This is a genomic window from Mycobacteriales bacterium (genome assembly GCA_030697205.1).
GTDB lineage: Bacteria > Actinomycetota > Actinomycetes > Mycobacteriales > SCTD01 > JAUYQP01.
In genome coordinates this window covers 55844-71665 of the sequence record JAUYQP010000046.1, presented here as the reverse complement: position 1 = coordinate 71665, position 15822 = coordinate 55844, and the positions used below count along the sequence as shown (strand labels likewise).

The window sequence follows — 15822 nt, the reverse complement described above, 5'->3', positions numbered from 1 at the left end:
CTGAGCGAGGAACCGACCGTGGGCGTGCGGGGCCGCGTCACCACAGCCCCTCCTGAGCGCCGCGGCCACCGTTGGTTCCCAGCGGTCCAGAGGCACCCGGCAGGTGGGGAGCACCAGGGAGTTCGGGTGCCGTGAGCTGCCGGTGGCTGAGCAGCGGTGACCGCTCCGCCAGCGCCGCTACGGCGTCGCGGTGCCGAGCACGCTCGCCAGGTGGCGCCGGTTCGCGGGTGCGGGTGAGTAGCCGCTCGCGGAGCTCAGGAGTGACGAGGTCGGACGGCGGCGGTGGCGTGCGGGTCAGGACGGTTCTGGCGGTGGTCAGGACCCGTTCGGCGGAGCGGGCTACGAGAGCCGGGTCGGTTCCGGCCCACCCGGCGACGTACGGGACGGTGTAGCTGCTGCTGTCCAGGCCGTGGGCGCTGGTGACGACGTAGGCGACGGACTCCGCTTCGACCTCGGCCTGCTCACGGGTCAGCCCTGCGGGGCGTGAACCGGGTGCGTGCAGCAGCACGTGCCCCAGCTCGTGGGCCAGGGTCTTGGATGCCTGGGCGTCTGACAGGCCGGGACGGATCAGCACGGTCTTGGCGAAGTAGTCGGTGACGCCGTTGGCGCGCTCGAGCCCGGGGTGAGGGACGTCGAAGTGGTGGCGGATGAGCTGGTAGCCCTCGCCGATGATTTGCTCGGACAGCCCGTCGATCAGTCCGGTTGGTGCGTCGCCTTCGAGCCGCACGGCTTCGGGCGGTGCGGGCAGGTCGGGTCCGTCGGTCTGGCTGATGTCGAAGACGTGCACGATCCGGAAGCCCGACAGCCGCCGCGCCACCGATCCAGCCTCGCCGCCGTCTGGGGCCTGGCTAGGTGTGCCGTCCGGCGATGGGGCTGCGGGACTGTCTGCCGGTGTGCCCCGCTCAAGGGCACTCTGACTGCTGCGGCGCAAGACGGGCGCGAGGATCGCAATGCCCTTCTCGCCCTTGCGCACCGCGCGCCCGACCTGCTTCCAGGTGTTGAAGCCGGCGACCGCGGTCGCGTCAGGCCGCTGTGTGGTGATGAGCAGGATGTTGTGCGGGCTGTAGGTCGGGAGAGCCGCTGCGGTCCGCAGCATCTGCTGCCATCCGTCGGCGCTGGTCAACTGCGCGACGGCGTCAAGCAGTCGCGCGTGCAGGGCCTCGAGCCGTGCCTGCTGCTCCTGACCCGCAGGCTCTGACGCCGCGGGACGGGGGCTCATGCCCGGCCTCCGTGCGGCGCGCCCAGTGGAAGCGTGGCCGTCAACGCGTGCTGGTGTTGTCCGTGCAGCGGACGCAGTTCGAGGCGGTGTGTGAGCGCGGTGGTGCGGAGCTGTCCGCTCGCACTGTCCAGCAGAGCCAGTGTCGGGGCGTGCAGGGTGAGCAGTGCGGTGACATCAGCCATCCGGTAGCCGGCGACCAGTTCGGCTTCGGTCTGCTCGGAGCCGCTCTCGTCCAGCGCGGCGGCGACGCTGGGGGCGAAGCCGAGACGCTGCCGGTCGGCGGCATCCAGTCGTGCCTTGGCCGTGCCGGCCCGGGCACGTCGCGTCGCCTGGGCCTGCCCGACCGGTCGGGCCTGCACGGTCAGCGTCCGGGAGGTTTCCTCTGCTGGTGGCTGGTGCAGCAGACCGGCGAGCCAGTCCGCGCGCAGGCTGGTGCGTGGCCAGCCGGTGAGGGCGAACGCGCGGTGCAGCACGTCGTCGGTGACGCAGTGGGTCCAGGTGCTGCGCGTTGACACCGCCAGCGTTCCCGCGGCCCGGTCCGGCTCTGTGTCCGCTTGGGGCAGGGTGGGGTCGAGCAGGTGCCGCAGCGTCGTGGCGAGCTCCTCCGGTGGGAGGGGGTAGCTGAGGATGTCGGCGGCCAGCAGCGCCGCGGCCACCTGCTGCGCCAGCAGTTGTGCGGATTGCGCCGCGGCATCATCTGGGGTGCGGTGACCTGCTCGTCGGTGACTGCGCGAGCCGCTGCCGGCGATAGTGGCGGTGACGCTGAGCAGCGTGGTGTGCCGACGTGCCTGAGCGCGCGCCTGACCGAGCAGCTCTGCCTGGTCCTGCTGCAGCAGATCGCTGGAGCCAGTCGCCGGGAGGTGGCGGTCGGGGCTGGCGTGGGTGAGCCATTGCAGGTGCGCTACGTCGGGCAGGTGCAGCAGTGTGCCCAGGGCGCTGCCCCACAGTTGCAGCGAGGCGTCCTGTCCCGCGGCGTCGAGCAGGCCGAAGCGGCCGGTGGGTGTCGTGGCCAGCACCACGGTGACGGTGTGCCGACGGGGGTCGATGAGCGCAGCCGCACCGCCGGCGCTGCTGCCGAGCAGGAGCGGCGACTCCCCGAGCCCCAACGTCATGGGACGCCACAGCCGGCTCATCACATCGGGTTCCGCGACGGCCGACCCAGCCGAGCCTGCCGACAGCGTTGTGGTGCCGCGAAGGTCGCCGGCGGGCAAGTACCACCTCAGGGCGCCAATCACCCGGGCGCCCGTGTGGAGCGACATCAGCGGAATCCACTGCAGGCAGGTTCGTCCGCACACCGGCCAAGCGCTCAGAGCAGCCCCGGAGCATGCGACGAACAGCGTGACCGGCAGCGGAGCTCCGGTGAGCATGAGCCCCACGGTGAACGCGAGCGTGATGGCGAGCGCGGCGAGCTGGGCGGCACCGAGTCCGAGCCAGACCGTGCCGGCAGGTGAGGCCACCTGGTAGGCGACGGTCGGCCGCGACGCCTGGGTCGAGCCCGGGTGGCCGCTGCGACTGCTCATCGAACCCCTCCGCCCGCGACAGGAGCTGCCGCCGCGCCAGCGGAGGAGCCGGCGGACGCGCCAGCCGCTGCGGCCAGAGGCTGTGCAGCGGTGCCGAGGCCGGATCGTGTTGCCGGACCAGCCGGGCGCGCCGCGGCCAACCGCGCCGCCGTGCCCGCGCCGCCTGTCGGTGCCGCGGCGGCGAGACGCGTAGCTCCCCGTCGGGCGCGGCTGGCGACCGTCGCGCCCGCGCCGGCCACGACAGCGGCCTCGACCACGAGCGGCACTAGCCGGAAGGTCATCGGCAGCCCGAGAGTCCCGAGGAACAGAAGGGCCAGCGCGACCGCCGCGTGGTTGACCCCCTGCGCGACCCCGTCGACCGGCGCAGTGAGGGTGGCCGCGGCCAGGACCATGACCATCGTGATGACGAGCGGGGCGAGGAGCACCGCGGCGAGGCTCTCGAGCAGCCGCCGGGTCCACCGCGCCGTGGCCGACCAGAACAGCCCGGACAAGGCCAGCGGGACGAACGCGGCGAGCAGCAGAAGCATCGCGGCGCGCAGCGCCAGCTCAACCCAGATGATGAACGCGAGCAGGCCACCGAACAGCACCACGACCAGGCTCGAGGTGACGCCGAGCGGGTCCGCGGGACCGACGGCGACCCCTAGCGCCTGCCGCATCCGGTCGAGGCCTTCGGCGAAGCCACCTTCCCCACCGATCCCGATCTCGACCATCAGGCCGCAGGCACCCTGAACCAGAGCCACGAGCAGGCCGAGGACGGCCCGCGACGCCAGTAGCACGGGACCGATCAGCAGCGGCAGCAGGACGCCTCGCCGTAACGCCTGCGCAGGCCGTCCGGCGAGGACCTCAGTGGTCACACCCGCGAGCAGGATCGGCAGGGCAAACAACGCCGCGACGGCGAGCATCGCCCGCCAAGGTGCGTCGAAACTCGGCCCGAGCGGTACCGCGGTGGTGTCCAGCAGCGCCTCGGAAAGTCGGGCGAACATTGAGGAGGCGAACCCGTGGATGGCCTGTGAGATCAGCCGCTGGATCGCCTCGGTGAGCGAGCCGACGAGGTCGACGCCGGGGATCCCGGGCAGCGCCGGGGCGGTGGCAGGCATGTCAGCGGACCGTCGCGCCGAGGCCGAACCCGAAGTTCACCAGCGCAGCAGCGGCGCCAGTGATCATCGCGCCGGCTACTCCGCCGAGCACCATGAGGCGGCCCTGCTGGCTGGCACCGAAGTGGCCGCTGCGCGCGCCGAACCCCCACGCGGCGGCCCCACCCAGGATCGCCAGGACGCAGGCGAGCAGGACCCAGGTCATCAGACCGCCGACCAGGTTGCTCAGCTGGGCGGTGCCGGGCAGCTTGCTGTTGGGATCCACCGCCACCGTCGGCGGGGCCGGCACAGCCAGGCGCGAGTAGGCGGCGGTGAGCAGGGTGTGGTGGAGCATGACGACCTCCCGTGACGTGATGGGAGGCGAACGTCCCGAGGAGGCGCTCCAGAACCGTGACCAATCGCTCCAGCACCACCGCCGGAGCGGTCCGTGCGCGGCGCCGGAGCGCTGGAGGGGGCTCACTAGACCGGTGCGGCGCTGGTGCTACTCCGTTGCACCTGGCTCCAGTCTGACGGTTGACGCGTTGTCTATGCGCCGGGATTACGTCGCCGCTGGCTCAGCTGTTCGCGGCGCTCCTCGTCGGCCAGGTGCTTGAGCAGTTCGACGGTGGCGGGTTGCATCTCGTCGTCGGGGTCGAGCTCGTCGAGGATGACGACGTTGAGCTGACGGCGTAGCTGCTGCACTTCGCTGGTGGCCCCGGCCGCCGCCGCGGCTTGCATGCCGAGCCGGTAGAGGCGCTCTTCGTGAGGGACTCCAAGCAGCCCTGCATGGGCCGCGGCGCGGGCGGTTGCGTAGTCGCTGCGCGCAAGTGCGCGCTTGGCGACCTCGATGGCGAGGTCGGCGATGGCGGCTTCGATCTCGGTGATCTGTCCTTCGAGGTGCATCCAATCGTGTTGGCAGTTGTCGAAGGGCCGGCCGCGGACGAGCTTGAGGGCGGCGAGTTGCTGGTCGGGGTTGCCGTCGGCGAGGGCCTGGAACCGTTGCCAGTCGGTACTGGCGAGGTCGTCGAGGTAGTGCTTCTGCCCGACCTTGTGGAGCAGGGGGTGGACGAGCCTGCGGAGTTCACTTCTGCGACCGCGCAGGGTGGTGTCCTGGTAGGGCTTGTCGGGGAACAGGCCGGTCCACAGTTCCCGGGAGGAGATCGGCCGGCGGTGGAAGGCGTAGTAGATGAGCAGGTCGAGGGTGATGCTGCGGGGCGGATCCATATCCAGTCCGCTGAGCGTTGCGGGGCCGAGGACGCCAATCTCGATCGGTCCAGTGCTTGTGCGCTCGGGTATGGCGGCTGACTTCGGGCCCGTCTTCGCTGGTGACGCGTCCGGGCCTGACTCCTGTGCGGCTCCCGGCGGCAGGTCAGCGACGAGTGCCGCTGCCCTGTCCTTCTGTGCGTCGTCGTCCTCGCCGTCGTTGTCGTCGTCCGCGATGGTCGCGGGCGTGTCCTGGCCGTTCAGGTCTATGACGGATGCAGTCCCGTGCTCGGCGAGAGCGGACCGGTCGGGTGGGCATTGGCGGTGGAGGTGGGCGAGTTGCGGGTCGTGGGGGTCGGCGAGTGGCGGGTCCTGGGCGTGCTCGAGGAGACGCAGGATCCGCTCGTGTGTCGCGCGGTCGGTACGGATCGGCGTGATGCCGGTCGCGAGGCCGGGGATGGTGAGCAGCGACTGTTCGAAGGTCCAGAGCGGCGCCTCGGCAGCCGCGGCGTCTGGGGCGTTGAGCAGGACCAGCATGACTGGGAGCTGTCGGCGGCTGGCGCCGTCAAGGACGTCGTTGGGGATGCTGTTGGTGTCGTAGCCGGCGTAGACCGTGAGGTCTTCGGCGTGCAGGTCCGGGTTCGCGCGGCGGGCCGCGGCAAGGCTGCCGAGGGTGGCGACTTGCGCCGCTTCAGCCTCGGTGAGCGCCACAGGTGGGGCGATGGTGTCGGTGACGGTGATGCGTTCGAGCCCCGTGGCGATGTCGCCGAGAGCTGTCGGAACATGGGTGTGGACGCTGAGGGACCAGGGGGCACTGGCCAGCGCACGCAGCCACGCCGTCAGGGCTTCGAGGGGCACGGTGCTGTCGGGGTCGGTGCTGGTGAGGGTGACGGCGCCGTACAGCTCGAGGTTGACCAGTAGGGCGCTGCCACCACGGTGGCCGACGGGCATCAGCAGCGGCACTGGGTCGAAGGTGTCCTGCGCCTCACCGTCAGTGCCTGAGGGGTTCGAACTCGGGTGCCGGCGGGTGGCGTAGAGCAGCGGGTGGGCGCTCGCGGGCAGCAGCCAGCCGTGGTCCGTGCTGTGGAAGGGCGCGACGGCCGGAGCGGCGCTCGGTTCGGTCCAGCACAGCTCGAGGCTGCCGTCTGAGTGCTGCCAGAGTGCTTTGAGTTCGGTGCGGGCGCTGTGCCTGTCGGCGAGCAGCAGGGCGAGGCGGACGGTTGCGGCGGTGGTCTCGGCGAGGCGGGCCTGGTAGCGGATGCGCTGCTCTTCCTCGAGCAGCTCGGGGCTGGGGCGTTGGCTGCGGGCGCCGACGGGTCGCCGGCGGGCAGCGACCTTGCGGCGACGGGTGAGTGCTCCGAGCAATCCCAGGGAGGCGAGCGCGAGGGCACCAAGCCCGGCGGCGGTGGCGCTGTCGGACTCCTCATCGCCGGGTTCACCGTCTGGTTGATCGGGCGCCTGTTCCTCCGCATGCTCTGGACTTGCGTCATGCGGCTGCTCGATCGCGTTCCCAACGCTTCGGCCGGGCAAGTCGTCCGCTGCGCGCGGCTGATCACTGATGAGAGGATGTTCGGATCGAGCCGGCGCGACGGGCACGGACGCCACCGGAACCTCGGCGGCATCCGCATCGCTGGAGCCGCTGCCTCGGCTGTGAGCTGTCGGCTCGTGCGGCGCCGTCGAGGGCGTCATCTCCGTGGCGGAGGCTCTGGTCTCTCCTGCCGAAGCTTCGCCGGTCGGCTGGTTGGGGACGCGGTCGATGTCGAGTCTGAGTGCGTCGGCGGGGAGGCGCAGGATCCAGCCGGGATGGATGAGGCTGGCTTTGGTGAGGCGCCGGCCGTCGGGCATGAGGCGGTTGTCGTTGAGGGCGTAGATCTCCCGCCAGCGCAGCCCGTCGCCGAGGTGACGCTCGGCGATGTCCCAGAGGGTGTCGTGGTCGCGGCCGTCCGGTGGCAGGACGCGGCACTCCGGCAGCTCCGTCGCGCCGCCCGGTGTAGCGGCACTAGCCGGTGTGGAAGCCGGTGCCAGTGCGGGGTCGGTCATGGGGTCGGTGAACGCGCTGGAGGTGGCGGGTGCGGTGAGGACCGGAGTGGTGAGGGCGGCGTGCAGCATCGCCGGCGCGGGTGTGGACAGCGCGCCGGGTTGACTGGTCAGCAGCACGCCGGCGATGAGGTGTCCGGCGAGGGCTGTGTTGGCACCGAACAACAGCCCCGAGCAGGGGACCTGCCAGTTCAGGCCGCGGGTCTGCCGGAGCAGCTCGACGCACAGGCTGGCGAGCAGGTGGACGTAGACGAGCCACGCGAGGGTCGCGATGAGCCACAGCAGCGTCCGGTCGTCGACCGGGTTGGTGAGGATGTCGCGGCTACGCAGGGCGGCTGGTGGGTCGAAGGGGCTGCCGGCGGCGAGCAGGAGCACGGCCGGTGGCAGGACGATGGTCGCGGACAGCGCGAGTAGGGCCGCGAGTCGTCGGGCCAGCAGGAGGACGACCGGGTTGGGCTGCTGGATGTGGCGGGCGGTCATGGAGCCTCCGGGTTGCGTGTGCGGATGCCGGTGACCGGCTGCGCGGTGCCGAACGCGTCGGTGCGCAGCGTGTTCACGCCGATCAGGCCGAGCAGGACCGTTGGGGTGCGGCGTCGGACGCGGACCTCGACTTCCTGTCCGGTGGGGGTGTCGCGGATGGTGGCGGTGCAGGTGGCGTCGGGTTCGACGGTCTGGACGTAGCGGCAGGCCGCGGTGGTGGCCCGGGTCGGGTCGAGGCTGCTGCTGCCGCTACCGCGCAGGGTGGAGGTGTCGAGGGTGTCGGCGCCGGCGCGGGCGGCCTGCTCCGCGAGACCGGCGGCGTGCTGCCGGGCGGCGAGGTGGGTGCCGCCGTCGAGGACGAGGCCGCCGAGCGCGAACAGCGCGGGAGTCAGAAGGAGCACGATCACTGCGGCCGCACCGTCATCTCCGCTCGCGGTCAGCGAGCGGGCGCTGGGGGCCGGGCCGGTTGGTCTCACGGCGCGGCCTGTGGGCTGATCTGGCTGCTGTAGGTGTCCAGGGGTGCGGTGGCGTCGGCGGTGAGCGTGGTGCGGCCGGGCAGGCCGGATACGACGAGCTGGGACAGGTCCAGGGCGCAGCGGATCGTGACGTGCACGGTGCCGCCTGGCTGGAAGGTGCTGGTGTCGGTGGTGACCTGCGGGTCGCGGCACTCCAGCTCGGCGCCCTGCAGGTTCGCCAGGGCGGTGTCCTGCGCGGCTCGGCTTGCGGCGGTGGGGGTCGGGGCGAGGCTGGCGGCGCGGGCGGCGTCGCGGACCGCACCGACGAGACGACCGCGGGCGTCGGCGGTCCGACCGAGCCCGACCAGGAACGCCAGCAGCGCGAACAGCAGCGGCGTGATCAGGACGAGCTCGACGGTGAGGGTCCCGCGGTCGTCGCGCACCCGCCCGCGCGTTGGACGCCGCGCCGGCCGCGGGTGACGCTGCGCTGGACGCTGCGTGCGAGTCAAGGCCGGAAGCCTTCAACGGGGGTGCGGCTGCTGCCGCTGACCCGGGCGGTGGTGCCCGGCAGGACACCGATGGTGGTGCCGGTGACGGTCACGGTGACGTACTGGCCGTCGCGGTGGATCGTGACCGTGGGGTCGTGCAGTGCCTGTCCGCCGGTCTGCTGCAGGTAGCGGATGGTCGCGATGCGGATCTGCTCGTCGGTCTCGGGCGACGCGGCTGCGGCCGTGGTGGGGATGAACGGGAGGCTGGCGGTGGCGGTGCGGGCCAGGCGCGCGCCTTGCTGGGCGGCAGCTCCCACCGTGTGCTGGGCGTTCCAGACCAGCGCGGTCTGGACGAGGGTGAAGACCAGCGCGATGAGCGCGGGGGTGAGCAGCACGAGCTCGAGGGCGCTGCTCCCCTCATCCCCGCGCACGTGTCGGCTCAGGGGCCGCGTCCGGTGGCTGGTCATGACGTGGTGTCGGGTCAGCGGGCGCTGGGGGTGGTGACGTCGATGTCGTTGGCCTTGCCTTCGAGCTTGTTGAAGATGATCGCGCCGACGGTGACCGCGATGGCGGCGCCCAGCGCGGTGACGATGACCCATTGGATGGCGTCGCCGCGCTCCGGGTCGTCGCCGGCGAGCCGTCGGGTGTGACTGGCGCGGACGGCGTCGAAGAGCAGTAGCCCGACGGCGATCTCGGGGAACATGCGCAGCAGCCCTGCTCCTGCGGTGTGTGCCGCGGCGGTGCTACGGGTCATGATCTGGCTCATCGTGTGCTCCTTGTCTGGGTGACTCCCGGGCTGGCCTATCGGTGCGGTGCGGTGCGGTGCTGTGCGGGCGTGGCGGTCAGGTAGCGAGAACGCGGGCAACGGCGGGGTAGCCCAGGAACAGCACGAAGCCGAAGCCGAGGACGACTTGGGCGACGAGCATTGACTGGCTCTGTTCGTTGGCGCGGCCTTGTGCGTCGGCGAGTTCGCGATCGCGCAGGCTCGCTGCCTGTGCCCGTAGCGAGGCTTGGGCTTGCGCGCCGCTGGTGTCGACGAGGCGAAGGCGGGTGCTGACGTCGACGAGGTCGGGTAGCTGCAGCTGCTGCCCGAGGCGCCCGAGGGCTTGGGCGGGGGTGAGGCCGTCCGTGCGGGCATCGGCGAGCGCTCCGCGGATACGGGCGAAGGCGGGGCCGGTACCGATGCTCGCGGCGTCGTGCAGCGCCTCGGCGAGGCCGCTGCCTGAGGCCATCCGCATCGCCACGAGGTCGAGGTACGCGCCGACGCTGGCGCGGAACGCGCGGCGTGCCTCGCTGGCCTGCCGGCGCAGGCGCAGGTCGGGCAGGAGGTAGCCGACGACCGCGCCGGTCATGGCCAGCCACAGCGGCACGAGCAGTGGCAGCCCGAGCCCGGCGAGCCGCAGCAGCGTCCAGGCCATCACCGGCAAGAGCAGGCCGGTCAGGCCGGACAGTGCCTTGGCGCCGGAGTGCAGTTCAGCGGGCATGCCGGTGACGGCGAGGTCAGCGGAGACGTCACCGGACAGCCCCGCGAGCCGCCCGTCGCCACGGGAGCCCGAACGGTCGCCGAGGTGAGCGGCGGTGCGCCGCCCGAGCCACCAACGCAGGCGGCCCGTCAGATCCTGGTCGTCCGGCGCTGTTGCTCCGATCGACCGAAGCGACGGGGCGGGCGGCTGGTCAAGACGCTGCAGTGCACTTGCCAGCGTCACCGGTGCGGGCCGCAGACCGGCGACAAGCAGGCACAGGCCCAGGCCGAACCCGGCGCCCAGCAGCAGCGCGAGCGTCATCGTCGAACCCCCGCTCGGTCACTGCCGGCGGGTAGCAGGCGGGGCGTGGCAGGCAGGGCGGACAGCCGGGCGAGCCAGGCGAAACCGACTCCAAAGACGGCGGTGACCAGCGCGAGCATCAGCTGCCCGGCGGCGGTCCGGTAAGGCTCAACGTAGACGGGGTTGCCCAGGCACAGCCCGAGGGCGGTCAGCAGCGTCACGGCTACGACGATCTGAACGGCGCGTCGGGTGCTGCGCCGCTCGGCCTCGATGGTGCGGCGGACGCGGAGTTCCTCCCGCAGGCTGGAGGCGAGGGCGCTCAACACTGCCTCGAGCGCGCGGCCCTGGGCGCGGGTGTTGAGCAGCAGCGCGGCGACGACGAGGTCCGCGCCGCCGTCGGCGAGGTCGTCCCCAAGTGCTCGCAGGGCACCTTCGAGGGGTTCCCGGGCGTTAATCCGTTCCTGCAGCCGCAGCAGTTGGGGTCGCAGCAGGGGGCTGCTGCTGCTGACGCTCGCGGGCAGCGCCTCGGGCAACGCGATGCCGGTGGCGACGAGGTCGCGCAGGCTTTCCGTCCAGGTCGCGAGCGCCTCCAGCCGGGCCGTCGCCAGGCGGGCGCGGCGGGTCCCGCCGAAGACGGTGTCCCAGTACAGGACAAGCACCGCGGTGCCGGCGGCGGCGGCGATCCACCGGGTCACCAGCAGGACCAGCACCGCGGTGCCGGCTGCGGTCGCGAGCCGCCGCAGCTGCGTCCGGGTCACGCGGAACCGGCGGGTGGCGGCAGGCGCCGCGGGGTCGGTACCGCGAAGGCCGATGGTCAGCATGAGCAGGCCCAGGCCTGCGCCGGCGCCGAGCAGCCAGGCCAGCAGCACGTTCGGGTCGCTCATGACCGCCCCCACACCGCAGTCGGTTGCGCTGCGGGTTGGCTGTCGCCCGCCCAGGCAGGTTCGTCGTAACCGGCGTCGCGGAGCCGGGCGCTGCGAGGTGGGCTCAACGGTGCGGCGGGGACCGCGGCGTGCGCGCCAGATGGGGTGGCGAAGACCTCGCTGCTGAGCACCTGCCGGCCGTCGAAGCCGAGGACCTCCCGGACGCTGCTGACGTGCCGGAACACCCGCCCGTCAGGCAGGCGGGTCTTGCTCATGTGCACGACGAGGTCCAGCGCGCCGGCCAACAGCATGCCGCTGGCCTCGACCGGCATCCGATGGGCTGAGGTCAGGGCGTAGGTGCTGATGCGGTCGAAGACGCCGCGGCTGTCCCGGGCGTGGATGGTGCTGAGCGACCCGTCCTCGCCCTGGGTCATCGCGTCGAGCATCGCGACGATCTCGCCGCCGATGACCTCCCCGACGATGAGCCGGTCGGGATTGAGGCGGCGGGAGTGCTCGACGAGCTCGTGCAGCGTGATCGCGCCGATTCCCTCGGCGTTGGGGAGGCGTTCCTCCATCGCCACGACGTCGCGGTGCAGGTCGGGGTGACGGTCGAAGCCGAGCTCGAGGAAGTGCTCGCAGGTCACGATCCGCTCCTCGTAGCTGATCGCGTTACCCAGCGCACGGAGCAGGGTCGTCTTGCCGCTGAAGGTCTCCCCCGACACCACGATGTTGAGCCGAGCCCGCACGGCCGCGTGCAGGAACGCGTGCAGCCGCGCGTCGAAGCTGCCGCGGGCGGCGAGGGTGTCGAGGGTGACGCGCTGCGAGCGGAACAGCCGGATGCTCACCACCGGTCGCTCGACGACGCTCATCAGTGCGCACAGCCGGCTGCCGTCGGGCAGCCGCAGCTCGAGCCACGGGTTCGCGGTGTCGAACGGGCGGCTGGCCAGACCGGAGTAGGTCGCGGCGGTGCGGACCCACTCGACGAGTTCGGCGTCGGAGTCCGCCACGGCCGGTCCCGCGTCGATGCGGCCATCGTCGCGGTAGAGCCAGACCCGGTCGCAACCGTTGATCTCGACGTGCACGCAGCTCGGGTCGGCTAGGATCGGCTCGAGACGCCCGAGCCCGAACAGAGCCGCCTCAACCGCGCCGGTGAGCAGCGCGTCATCCTCGCTCGAGGAAACCGCGGCGTGGCCGTGGAGCAGCTGGGCGCGGCGGTGTTCCTGCACGGCCCGGCTGATCAGGCTGCGCGCGAGCTGCCGCTCGTCGTCGCTGTCGAGGTCCGGCCGGCCGGCTTCGGCGTGCGCGCGGCGGGCGTCTCGCAGTCCCGTCGCGACGGTGGCGCGGAGCTGCTGCACCAGCACGTAGTCGGGCGCCGCCGTCCCCAGGTCCGCTGCGGGAAGAGTTGTGGTGGTGGCTGCCGAGGTCGACGCGCTCGGATCGGCGGGCGCGACGGTCGGGTGCGGGTCGAGCACGGTCATGACCGGACCTCCGCGCCCCACGCCTCGGCCGGCTCCGCCGGATACGGCAGGGTGGCGATGCTGCCGGGGGTGACGGTCCGGGCCGCGAGCAGGGTGTCGTGCAGGTCCCGGGCGACCCGACGGCCGGCCGCGAGCAGCGGGCTTCGGTCCAGCCGTCGGCCCCAGTGCCCGGCCAGCAGCTGCCCGGCGGCCTCGGGGTCGTGCGGCAGCCTCCCGACCCACAACGGAGCGGAGCCAGCACCGACCCCGCTGCCCACGCTTACGCCCGGACCAGTGACCGCGGCTGTCACCTCGTGCTGCTCGCGTTCGGATCCGATCACCAGCAGACCCACCCGTGCCCGCCGGGTACGCAGCCCTGCGAGCAAGTCCCGTGTGTGCGCGACCGCGGGGACGTCGGGACGGGTGACGACGATCGTCATGACGGACGCGTCGACGAGCTGCCACGACGCGGAATGCGGCAACCGCCCGAGATCGAGCAGCACCAGGCCCGGGTGGGCACGGACCGTCGCGGCGAGCTGCGGCCAGGACGGTGTCAGCGCGTCGGCCTGCGCCGGCGATCCGGGGCCCACCAGCAGCGGAAGTCCGCCGGGCAGCGCCTGGGCGTGCGCAAGCAGGCCGCGGTCGGCCGGTCCACTCGCGGTGCGGTGCGCGGCGAGCAACGACACCAGACCCAGGTCCGCCCTGAGCGGCGCAGTGACCGGGTCGGTCAGGGCGCAGCGCAGGTCCCCGCCGGCAGGGTCCGCCTCGACCAGAACCGTGCCGGGCAGCAAAACGGTCAGCAGCAGAGCGCTCGCCGTGACGCCCGGTGCGCCCTTCGCACTGACCAGCGCCACCGGGGTACCCACAGAGGATGCGCCGTCGCCGAGGTTCACGGGGTCACCGGCAGCAGGGTCACAGCGACCGCGCCCGCCGCACTGGCCTGCGCCACCGGCGGCGCTGCGGCCTGCGGGACCTGCACGGACAGGACCACCAGCCCATTGGCGCTCTCGGTAGCCACCGACACCACTCTGGCCTTCGCGACCAGGACAGCGGGCTCGGCGGTACGCGTCGGGTCGGCGGTGGTGACGACGCGCAGCAGCATCACGTCGCGCCCAGGGACCGCCTCCGCCGGTACGCCTCCCGGTTTGACCGCGACCGCGACGAGCTGCAGTCCCGCGGCGGGCAGCGGCGCGGCGCTCAGCATGCGGCTGTTCAGCAGCGTGCCCGCCGGCAGACTCGCGGTCGCGGTCTGCCCGACCAGGGCACTGAGCCCGTCAGCCGACAGTGCGGTCAGCCCGCTGCCGTCGAGCTCAGCGACCCGCAGGTCCTCGAGTGTGAGGACCTGCCCGGCCTGCACGTCACGAGCCAGCGCGATCACCCGGGTGGTGTCCTGACCGGCGAGGACGACGCCTGCACTGGCCGTCGCGCACACCAGCACCAGCAGCACACCGCCGGCAGCCAGAGCTGGTCGGCGCTGCCGCCGCACCCGCGGCAGCCGGCCACCATCCAGGGATGCAGCGGTCGGTGGTGGCAGCGGCCCCGCGAGGCCTTGCGGTACCCAGCCGCCCGAGGCGGGGGTGGGGATCTGGGTGGTCGTCATCTCGCGGGCTCCGCTCTGGTCGCGTACTGGGCAACGCCTTGCTTCTGTGTTCTGCGGGTCAGCCGCTGCCGCCGGTCACGACCGTCTGCCGCTGCGCCACCGCCAGGGGGAACGAGCTCGTGCGGGACAGCCGCGGCAGGGTGCCGCCCGACCCGCCGCTGCCGCGCCAGGTGACCTCCCACACGGTGGTGACCGTGACGGTGAAGAACCGGTCGTTGACGTCCGGCCCCGTCTGCGGCTGCCCGGCGCTGCTGCGCCGGTAGGTGTAGGAGCAGTCCGTCGACTGCACTCCCTCCGGACGCGACCGGTCATACGGCGTGCCTGGCCCTGCGCACACCAGTGGAGCCGAGCCGTCCCCCGGATCCCACGACGTCGACACCGGCGTCGCCGTCACCTCCGCCCACACCGGCCCAGCCTGCGTCCGCTGCCGCAGCACCCGCCACGAGCCGGTCTCCACCCACCACCACGTCGGCAGGTTCACCAGCGCTTGGCCGGCGGGGCTTTGGCCCACGGCCGGTGCCGGCAGCTGTAGACGGCTGATCGCGTTCCTTGCGAGAGAGCCTGCGAGGCGCGCGTCCGGGGGAACGGCGTCGCTGGCGGGCGGGACGTAGACCCCGATGAAGGTCGAGCCGTCGGAGCACCTCACGTCGTACCAGGTGCCGCCGGGTTCGCCGGCCCCGAGCCACTCCCAGAGCGACTGGGCGTACGGAGACTCCTCGGTCCACGTGCACCTCGGACCGTCGTTGTCCGACGCGGCCGCGCCGTTGCCTGGCGACGGCGGTCCGCCGGCCGATCCCGGGGCGGTCACCGAGGTGTCGATGTAGCCGCCGAACATGTCTCCCTCGACTGTGACGGGATCATCAGCCCAAGCAACCCGAGGCACGGCGAGGGGCGCGAGGCAGATCAGACAGGCGACCGCCACGCGCCCGGTCAGCATGGCGACTTCGCGTAGTCGATGAAGAAGACCTTCCACAGGCCTCCCGGCTGCTTCTTCATCGTGACGCTCACGTGGTTGCGCGCGACACCTTTGGTAAGCCGCTCTCCCGTATCGCGTTTGGCTAGACCGGCTTGACGACCGTCCTGACAGTCTCGAACTAGGGCCGTCGTTCCGTCCGGGTTCACTCGTGCAAGCGGCCGCGGGATGGCGGCGCCATAGAACACCTGACCCTTGCCGTCGGCCTGGGTCATCCCGAACAAGATCGACTTCAGCGCCGGATCGACCGCGAGTTCGGCCAGAACTGATCGCCGATCCGCGGCCGGCATCTTGCTGACTGGGGTCAGGCTCGCCCAGAACTCGCGGTACTGAACGAGCAGCTCCGCCGTCTCGTCGGCTGGAGTTGGCGTTGAGGTTGCCGATGGAGCGGCGGTCGAGCTCGGCGTCGGGGCACTCGTCGCCTCACCGGCACAACCCGACAGCAGCACTGCCAGAGCGGATCCGACAAGAACGCTTGTGCGCCGTGAGCGGGACGGATGGCCGCACGGCGTCGGCGCCTGAAGGCGCCTCGCCAGCGGCGTCTGGGAAGAAGCGCTCATCACGCCTCCCGCCGGTCCGTCGGAGCGAGGAAGATCGCAGTCTTTCCGTACATGTCGGGTTCGTGTCAACTCGCCCTCCCTCCGCTCCACGTGCGCACGACCACGAGGCTGGGCTTCAACCGCTCCAAAAA

Annotated in this window: 17 protein-coding genes; 1 reads left to right on the top strand and 16 read right to left on the bottom strand. The window is 72.1% G+C overall.

Annotated features, from left to right (window positions below):
* Nucleotides 1-37: 37 nt before the first annotated feature.
* From Q8R60_14960 to Q8R60_14890, 15 genes are all read right to left on the bottom strand, one after another.
* The gene (locus Q8R60_14960) at nt 38-1219 is read right to left on the bottom strand and encodes an ArdC-like ssDNA-binding domain-containing protein (GenBank protein MDP3713773.1); all 1182 of its coding nucleotides are present in this window, start codon (nt 1217-1219) and stop codon (nt 38-40) included.
* Nucleotides 1216-2676 carry a hypothetical protein gene (locus tag Q8R60_14955; GenBank protein ID MDP3713772.1) on the bottom strand — a complete coding sequence of 487 codons (1461 nt, stop codon included), beginning with the start codon at nt 2674-2676 and terminating at the stop codon, nt 1216-1218. The genes Q8R60_14960 and Q8R60_14955 overlap by 4 nt, the downstream gene beginning before the upstream one ends.
* A gap of 59 nt (nt 2677-2735) precedes the next feature.
* The gene (locus tag Q8R60_14950; protein MDP3713771.1) at nt 2736-3836 is read right to left on the bottom strand and encodes a hypothetical protein; all 1101 of its coding nucleotides are present in this window, start codon (nt 3834-3836) and stop codon (nt 2736-2738) included.
* A gap of 1 nt (nt 3837) precedes the next feature.
* Nucleotides 3838-4167: a DUF6112 family protein gene (locus Q8R60_14945; protein ID MDP3713770.1), complete on the bottom strand. Its 330-nt coding sequence runs from the start codon at nt 4165-4167 to the stop codon at nt 3838-3840.
* A gap of 191 nt (nt 4168-4358) precedes the next feature.
* Nucleotides 4359-7172 carry a LysM domain-containing protein gene (locus tag Q8R60_14940; protein ID MDP3713769.1) on the bottom strand — a complete coding sequence of 938 codons (2814 nt, stop codon included), beginning with the start codon at nt 7170-7172 and terminating at the stop codon, nt 4359-4361.
* 356 nt (nt 7173-7528) lie between these two features.
* On the bottom strand, nt 7529-7939 hold the full coding sequence (locus Q8R60_14935) for a pilus assembly protein TadG-related protein (protein MDP3713768.1): 411 nt from the start codon (nt 7937-7939) through the stop codon (nt 7529-7531).
* Between the two features lie 65 nt (nt 7940-8004).
* The gene (locus Q8R60_14930) at nt 8005-8430 is read right to left on the bottom strand and encodes a TadE/TadG family type IV pilus assembly protein (GenBank protein ID MDP3713767.1); all 426 of its coding nucleotides are present in this window, start codon (nt 8428-8430) and stop codon (nt 8005-8007) included.
* Nucleotides 8431-8492: 62 nt separating this feature from the next.
* Nucleotides 8493-8906, bottom strand: a complete 414-nt coding sequence (locus tag Q8R60_14925; protein ID MDP3713766.1) for a TadE/TadG family type IV pilus assembly protein — start codon at nt 8904-8906, stop codon at nt 8493-8495.
* 50 nt (nt 8907-8956) lie between these two features.
* The gene (locus Q8R60_14920) at nt 8957-9241 is read right to left on the bottom strand and encodes a hypothetical protein (GenBank protein MDP3713765.1); all 285 of its coding nucleotides are present in this window, start codon (nt 9239-9241) and stop codon (nt 8957-8959) included.
* A 76-nt stretch (nt 9242-9317) separates the two neighbouring features.
* Nucleotides 9318-10259, bottom strand: a complete 942-nt coding sequence (locus Q8R60_14915; GenBank protein MDP3713764.1) for a hypothetical protein — start codon at nt 10257-10259, stop codon at nt 9318-9320.
* Nucleotides 10256-11122 (bottom strand): type II secretion system F family protein, encoded by an 867-nt coding sequence (locus Q8R60_14910; GenBank protein ID MDP3713763.1) that lies wholly within the window; start codon nt 11120-11122, stop codon nt 10256-10258. Before Q8R60_14910 ends, Q8R60_14915 begins: the two co-directional genes overlap by 4 nt.
* A complete protein-coding gene (locus tag Q8R60_14905) occupies nt 11119-12579 on the bottom strand; it encodes an ATPase, T2SS/T4P/T4SS family (protein ID MDP3713762.1) in 1461 nt (486 codons plus the stop codon). The genes Q8R60_14910 and Q8R60_14905 overlap by 4 nt, the downstream gene beginning before the upstream one ends.
* Nucleotides 12576-13451: a hypothetical protein gene (locus Q8R60_14900; GenBank protein MDP3713761.1), complete on the bottom strand. Its 876-nt coding sequence runs from the start codon at nt 13449-13451 to the stop codon at nt 12576-12578. Before Q8R60_14900 ends, Q8R60_14905 begins: the two co-directional genes overlap by 4 nt.
* Nucleotides 13448-14158, bottom strand: a complete 711-nt coding sequence (locus Q8R60_14895) for an SAF domain-containing protein (GenBank protein ID MDP3713760.1) — start codon at nt 14156-14158, stop codon at nt 13448-13450. The genes Q8R60_14900 and Q8R60_14895 overlap by 4 nt, the downstream gene beginning before the upstream one ends.
* 58 nt (nt 14159-14216) lie before the next feature.
* Nucleotides 14217-14669, bottom strand: coding sequence for a hypothetical protein (locus Q8R60_14890; GenBank protein MDP3713759.1), 453 nt, complete (start codon nt 14667-14669; stop codon nt 14217-14219).
* Nucleotides 14670-14775: 106 nt separating this feature from the next.
* On the opposite strand from Q8R60_14890, the gene Q8R60_14885 reads away from it, so the two are divergent.
* Nucleotides 14776-14982, top strand: a complete 207-nt coding sequence (locus Q8R60_14885) for a hypothetical protein (GenBank protein MDP3713758.1) — start codon at nt 14776-14778, stop codon at nt 14980-14982.
* A gap of 106 nt (nt 14983-15088) precedes the next feature.
* Here Q8R60_14885 and Q8R60_14880 read toward each other — a convergent pair whose 3' ends face one another.
* Nucleotides 15089-15580, bottom strand: coding sequence for a hypothetical protein (locus Q8R60_14880; protein MDP3713757.1), 492 nt, complete (start codon nt 15578-15580; stop codon nt 15089-15091).
* Nucleotides 15581-15822 lie beyond the last annotated feature (242 nt).